Raw genomic sequence first — 6383 nt, forward strand, 5'->3', positions numbered from 1 at the left:
AGATGACTACCCAGGCTGTTTCTGGTCGCCGCTATTTCACAAAGGCGTGGCTGATGGAACAAAAATCGCTCATTGCCCTGCTGGTGCTGATCGCGATTGTGTCGACCATGAGCCCGAATTTCTTCACCGTAAATAACCTGTTCAACATTCTGCAGCAGACGTCGGTGAACGCCATTATGGCGGTCGGCATGACGCTGGTGATTTTGACCTCAGGGATCGATCTGTCCGTCGGTTCCCTGCTGGCCCTCACCGGCGCGATCGCCGCTTCGCTGGTCGGGATTGAAGTCAACGCGCTGATGGCCGTGGCCGCGGCCCTGGCGGCAGGCGCGGCGATTGGTGCCGTCACCGGCGTGATTGTGGCAAAAGGCCGCGTTCAGGCGTTCATCGCGACGCTGGTGATGATGCTGCTGCTGCGCGGTGTGACCATGGTGTATACCAACGGCAGCCCGGTCAATACCGGCTTCACCGATAACGCCGATCTGTTTGGCTGGTTCGGTATCGGTCGCCCGCTGGGTGTCCCGACCCCGGTCTGGATCATGGCTATCGTCTTCCTGGCGGCGTGGTACATGCTGCACCATACCCGTCTGGGTCGTTATATCTATGCGCTGGGCGGTAACGAAGCGGCAACGCACTTGTCCGGGATTAGCGTTAATAAAGTCAAAGTTATCGTGTACTCCCTGTGCGGTCTGCTGGCGTCACTGGCGGGCATCATCGAAGTGGCGCGCCTCTCTTCCGCGCAGCCGACGGCGGGTACGGGGTATGAGCTGGATGCTATTGCAGCAGTGGTTCTGGGCGGTACGAGTCTGGCGGGCGGTAAAGGTCGCATTGTTGGGACATTGATCGGCGCACTGATTCTCGGTTTCCTGAATAATGGTTTGAATTTGTTAGGTGTTTCCTCCTATTACCAGATGATCGTTAAGGCAGTGGTGATTTTGCTGGCGGTACTGGTAGACAACAAAAAACAGTAACTGACGACACTACAGGACATCTTAGATATGAACATGAAAAAACTGGCTACCCTGGTTTCTGCTGTCGCGCTGAGCGCAACCGTAAGTGCTAACGCTATGGCGAAAGATACCATCGCGCTGGTTGTCTCTACCCTGAACAACCCGTTCTTCGTCTCCCTGAAGGACGGTGCGCAGAAAGAAGCGGATAAACTGGGCTACAACCTGGTGGTACTGGATTCACAGAACAACCCGGCGAAAGAGCTGGCTAACGTTCAGGACTTAACCGTTCGTGGCACCAAAATTCTGCTGATCAACCCAACCGATTCTGATGCCGTAGGCAACGCCGTGAAGATGGCAAACCAGGCGAAAATCCCGGTGATTACCCTGGACCGTCAGGCAACCAAAGGCGACGTGGTGAGCCATATCGCGTCTGACAACGTGCTGGGCGGCAAAATCGCGGGTGACTACATTGCGAAGAAAGCCGGTGAAGGCGCTAAAGTCATCGAACTGCAGGGGATTGCCGGTACGTCTGCCGCCCGCGAGCGTGGCGAAGGCTTCCAGCAGGCGGTTGCAGCGCACAAATTCAACGTGTTGGCCAGCCAGCCGGCAGACTTCGACCGTACTAAAGGTCTGAACGTCATGCAGAACCTGCTGACCGCACATCCTGACGTGCAGGCGGTATTCGCGCAGAACGACGAAATGGCGCTGGGTGCGCTGCGCGCTCTGCAGACTGCAGGTAAATCTGATGTGATGGTTGTCGGATTTGACGGCACGCCGGATGGTGAAAAAGCAGTAAACGATGGCAAACTGGCTGCGACCATCGCTCAGCTGCCTGAGCAGATTGGCGCGACTGGCGTTGAAACTGCCGACAAAGTGCTGAAGGGCGAAAAAGTTCAGGCTAAATACCCTGTTGACCTGAAACTGGTTATCAAGCAGTAAAAGGCGAATCAGGCCGTCACTGGCGGCCTGAGGGACACCAATAAAGAAAAGTGTGGCATACGCCACCGGGTAACACCGGTGGCGCTCTCAGATGGACAACCCAACCATGAAAACCGCAGGCAACCTCGTCGTCCTTGGCAGTATCAATGCCGATCACATTCTTAACCTTGAATCGTTCCCTGCACCGGGCGAAACCGTCACGGGCAACCAGTATCAGGTCGCATTCGGCGGTAAAGGGGCAAACCAGGCCGTCGCTGCCGGTCGCAGCGGGGCGAATATTGCGTTTATCGCCTGCACGGGTGATGACGATACCGGCGAGCGCGTACGCAAGCAGCTGGCGAGCGACAACATCGATATCGCACCGGTCAGCGTTGTTGCAGGGGAATCTACCGGCGTGGCGCTGATTTTCGTCAACGCAGAAGGTGAGAATGTCATCGGTATTCATGCTGGCGCTAACGCAGCGCTGACGACGGAGCGCGTGGAAGCGCAACGTGCAATCATTGGCGGCGCCGAGGCCCTGCTGATGCAGCTGGAGTCGCCGGTTGAAAGCGTGCTGGCCGCGGCCAAAATTGCGCATGAAAATCATACCACTGTCGTACTTAACCCGGCCCCAGCCCGTGTATTATCAGACGAGCTGCTGGCGCTGGTGGATATCATCACGCCGAACGAAACCGAAGCCGAAAAGCTGACGGGCATTCGCGTAGAAAACGATGACGATGCCGCGACAGCCGCGCGTGCGCTGCACGACAAAGGCATCGGAACCGTGATCATCACCCTGGGCAGCCGTGGGGTATGGGCAAGCGTAAACGGTGAAGGCCGTCGCGTGCCGGGCTTTAAGGTGAAGGCGATTGATACCATCGCAGCGGGAGACACCTTCAATGGTGCGCTGGTGACCGCGCTGCTGGAAGGCAAGAAAATGGATGATGCGATCCGCTTCGCGCATGCCGCTGCCGCGATTGCGGTGACGCGCAAGGGCGCTCAGCCTTCCGTTCCGTGGCGTAAAGAGATCGATGAATTCTTAAGTCAGCAGGGGTAACGCTTGGCCACAATGAAAGATGTCGCCCGCCTGGCGGGCGTTTCTACCTCGACGGTGTCTCACGTCATTAATAACGATCGCTTCGTCAGCGAGGCGATTCGGGAAAAAGTCGAAGCGGCAGTAAAAGATCTCAACTATGCGCCGTCTGCACTGGCGCGCAGCCTTAAGCTCAACCAGACGCGTACGATCGGTATGCTGATCACCGCCAGTACCAACCCCTTTTATTCTGAGCTGGTTCGCGGCGTGGAGCGCAGCTGCTTCGAGCGTGGCTACAGCCTGGTGCTGTGCAATACCGAAGGGGACGAGCAGCGCATGAACCGAAACCTGGAAACGCTGATGCAAAAACGCGTCGACGGGCTACTGCTGCTGTGTACCGAAACGCACCAGCCGTCGAAAGAGATTATCCAGCGCTATCCCTCCATTCCCACGGTGATGATGGACTGGGCGCCGTTCGACGGCACCAGCGACCTCATTCAGGATAACTCTCTGCTGGGGGGCGATATGGCCACCCAGTATTTGATCGATAAAGGCTATACTCGCATTGCCTGTATTACCGGTCCGCTGGACAAAACCCCGGCGCGTTTGCGTCTGGAAGGATATCTCGCCGCGATGGCGCGGGCGGGACTTTCCGTGCCGGAAGGGTATCGTATTACCGGTGATTTTGAGTTTCACGGTGGTTTTGAAGCGATGCAGACGCTGCTGGCGCAACCGCAGCGTCCGCAGGCGGTGTTTATCGGCAACGACGCCATGGCATTTGGCGCCTATCAGGCGTTATATCAGGCCGGTTTGCGCGTTCCCCATGATATGGCGGTAATCGGCTACGATGATATCGAGCTGGCCAGCTATATGACGCCGCCGCTCACCACCATTCATCAGCCGAAGGATGAACTGGGCGAGCTGGCCATCGATGTGTTGATCTACCGAATGGCTCAGCCCACGCTGCAGCAGCAGCGCCTGCAGCTTACTCCTGTTCTGATGGAACGTGGTTCGGTTTAGCTTTCTCTTTGTGACGCTCTTTAATCAGGTTTCGGCCGTCTTTCGGTTTTAACAGCATAAAGACCAGCGCTGAAACGACGGTGAGTGCGCCCATGGTGATAAAGGTATAGTGGAACTGCTCGACGGTGTTCGCGCTGTCGAAACCTTCATAAAACCGCAGTACCGCCGCACTCACGGCAACCCCTAAACTGATCGACAGCTGCTGTGTGACTGCCAGCACGCTGTTGCCGCTACTGGCGTTCTCGTCGGTCAGATCCGCAAGGGTGATGGTGTTCATCGATGTGAACTGCGTCGACATCGCCATGCCCAGCACAAACAGCGGCAGGATCAGCATCCAGACGGGAAGCGAGGCGGACTGCAGCGAGAACTGCGCAATCATCAGACCGATAAAGACCGTCACGCCAACCAGCGTTTTGCGATAGCCAAACCAGCGTAGCACCTGCGTCACGGTCGATTTTGCCAGAATCGAGCCCATCGCCGTGGGCGCCATCATGCAGCCGGCAATCAGTGCCGGATAGCCGAAACCAACCTGCAGCATTAGCGGCATCAGGAACGGTACGCAGCCCGTCCCCAGACGCGAGGCAATGTTTCCCGCGATCCCGACGGAAAACGTTCGGGTGTTGAAGAGCCCAAGAGAGATTAACGGCGTCGGATGGCGGCGCGCGTGACGTATATAAAGAAGGAACAACAGAATTCCGGCGAGGATAACGGAGAGCGCGATCCACGTCGCGACGATCTTCTCGCCAAACAGCTCCATCCCGCTGGAGAAGAGCACCAGGCTCAGGCCAAACAGGAAGAAGCCGCCCATATCGAAACTGCGCCTTGGCGTGGTGAAGTTCGGCATATATTTGCGGGCATACAGCAACCCCGCTACGCCAATCGGAATATTAATCAGGAAGATCCAGTGCCAGCTTGCCCAGGTGACAAACACGCCACCGAGTACCGGGCCAAGTATCGGCCCTACCAGACCCGGCATGGTGACGAAGTTAAGCACGGGAAGCAGTTCGCTTCGCGGGTAGGCTCGCAGCAGGGCAAGGCGCGCCACGGGCATCATCATCGCGCCGCCAATGCCCTGTAATACGCGGAAGATAACCAGCTCCGTTAAGGACGAGGAGAGCGCACAGGCCAGTGAACCGAGCGTAAAGAGCGTTACGGCCAGCATGAAAACTCTGCGGGTGCCGAAGCGGTCGGCCAGCCAGCCGCTAACAGGGATCAGCATCGCGACCGTCAGGGTATAGCTGATGATGGCGGACTGCATCGCCAGCGGGGAACGGTTGAGGCTTTGCGCAATAGCGGGAAGCGCGGTGTTGAGGATGGTGGCATCCAGTGCCTGCATAAAAAACGCCATGGCTGCAATCCACGGCAATCCGGCCATGCTGCGCGCTTTTTTCTTTGTCATGTATTTACCTGCTGGTGGGTTGGCGCTGCCAGCAATGCCTGGCACGCACTCAGGGCTCGCTGCCCGTCGCTTTCCTGAATGGCATCCACTATCGCCTGGTGCCATTCCAGTTTTACCACGTCGTCTTGTGTAATAGAGGTAAAGTAAGTGTGGTACACCGAATGGAATAAAGAGGCAAAAGAGGTGAGGAACGGATTGGCGCTCATCATATAGATATGTTCATGCCAGGCCATATCGACCTCAACCCAGCGTTCGCGGTTGAAGTGTTTTTTCAGGAACACCATCTCTTCCATCAACGCATTAAGCTGCGCTTTCTGCTCTGCTGTTCCAAGCGTGGCAGCAAGCAGACATGCCTGAGGCTCAAGGCTACTGCGCATTACCAGAAAGTGATCGATAACCTGATGAAAGTTGTCTTCCGTCATCCACCAGGAGAGCAGCTCCTGATCGAGAAAATTCCAGTTACTTTGTGGCATCACGCGTGTGCCAATACGAGGGCGCGGAAGCACCATACCTTTTGCCGTCAGGGTTTTCACCGCTTCGCGCACGGCGGTACGGCTCACCCCAAACTGCTCACCCAGCTCCATTTCACCCGGCAGGATGCTTCCCGGGGCATATTTACCCGCTAAAATCCGCTGAGCCAGCTTTTCGGCCAGCACATAAGACAGGTTTTTTTGGGCGGCCAGCTGTTGCGCGCTTAATGGCATCGCTTTTATTCCTTAAAGATTCATGCTGATAATTATGCCACCGCGAATGTGATTGTGGTTGCAGATACATCAAATAGAACAATTTGTAGCTTGATTTCACCTCTATTGGTGAAAAAAAACGCGGATGAAAACTTTTTTTAAATTTCCTCTTGTCACATCAGAATTACTCCCTATAATGCGCCTCCACTGACACGGAACAACGGCACACACGCCGCCGGGTCAGCAGAGAATAGCGAAAATAAACGCTTGACTCTGAAGCGGGAAAGCGTAATATGCACACCCCGCGCCGCAGCGAAAACGAAGCGGCACTGCTCTTTAACAATTTATCAGACAATCTGTGTGGGCACTCAAAGTGACATGGA

Annotated in this window: 6 protein-coding genes; 4 read left to right on the top strand and 2 right to left on the bottom strand. The window is 56.1% G+C overall.

The features are described 5' to 3' along the window. Positions 1-2 precede the first annotated feature (2 nt). The 4 genes from rbsC (at position 3) to rbsR (ending at position 3918) form a co-directional block, all read left to right on the top strand. Complete coding sequence (gene rbsC / locus ACHH0Z_RS18055; protein WP_045406841.1) at positions 3-968, top strand: ribose ABC transporter permease; 966 nt, start codon at positions 3-5, stop codon at positions 966-968. A 27-nt stretch (positions 969-995) separates the two neighbouring features. Next, positions 996-1886 carry a ribose ABC transporter substrate-binding protein RbsB gene (gene rbsB / locus ACHH0Z_RS18060; protein ID WP_008503498.1) on the top strand — a complete coding sequence of 297 codons (891 nt, stop codon included), beginning with the start codon at positions 996-998 and terminating at the stop codon, positions 1884-1886. 106 nt (positions 1887-1992) lie between these two features. Further along, positions 1993-2922: a ribokinase gene (gene rbsK / locus ACHH0Z_RS18065; protein WP_008503499.1), complete on the top strand. Its 930-nt coding sequence runs from the start codon at positions 1993-1995 to the stop codon at positions 2920-2922. 3 nt (positions 2923-2925) lie between these two features. Continuing rightward, on the top strand, positions 2926-3918 hold the full coding sequence (gene rbsR / locus ACHH0Z_RS18070; RefSeq protein ID WP_102046725.1) for a ribose operon transcriptional repressor RbsR: 993 nt from the start codon (positions 2926-2928) through the stop codon (positions 3916-3918). Here rbsR and mdtD read toward each other — a convergent pair. Together mdtD and ACHH0Z_RS18080 are read right to left on the bottom strand one after the other, a co-directional pair. Continuing rightward, a complete protein-coding gene (gene mdtD, locus ACHH0Z_RS18075) occupies positions 3884-5317 on the bottom strand; it encodes a multidrug transporter subunit MdtD (RefSeq protein ID WP_045406837.1) in 1434 nt (477 codons plus the stop codon). The genes rbsR and mdtD overlap by 35 nt on opposite strands. Further along, the gene (locus ACHH0Z_RS18080) at positions 5314-6021 is read right to left on the bottom strand and encodes a FadR/GntR family transcriptional regulator (protein WP_008503502.1); all 708 of its coding nucleotides are present in this window, start codon (positions 6019-6021) and stop codon (positions 5314-5316) included. Before ACHH0Z_RS18080 ends, mdtD begins: the two co-directional genes overlap by 4 nt. Between the last annotated feature and the right edge of the window lie 362 nt (positions 6022-6383).

This window comes from Enterobacter cloacae complex sp. 2024EL-00227, assembly GCF_043945315.1.
In the GTDB taxonomy this organism is placed as follows: Bacteria; Pseudomonadota; Gammaproteobacteria; order Enterobacterales; family Enterobacteriaceae; genus Enterobacter; species Enterobacter roggenkampii.

What these genes read in the sequence shown, in the direction of transcription:
- rbsK (WP_008503499.1), top strand. Translation starts at nt 1,993, where the DNA reads ATGAAAACCGCAGGCAACCTCGTCGTCCTTGGCAGTATCAATGCCGAT.
- rbsB (WP_008503498.1), top strand. Translation starts at nt 996, where the DNA reads ATGAACATGAAAAAACTGGCTACCCTGGTTTCTGCTGTCGCGCTGAGC.
- ACHH0Z_RS18080 (WP_008503502.1), bottom strand. Translation starts at nt 6,021, where the DNA reads ATGCCATTAAGCGCGCAACAGCTGGCCGCCCAAAAAAACCTGTCTTAT.
- mdtD (WP_045406837.1), bottom strand. Translation starts at nt 5,317, where the DNA reads ATGACAAAGAAAAAAGCGCGCAGCATGGCCGGATTGCCGTGGATTGCA.
- rbsC (WP_045406841.1), top strand. Translation starts at nt 3, where the DNA reads ATGACTACCCAGGCTGTTTCTGGTCGCCGCTATTTCACAAAGGCGTGG.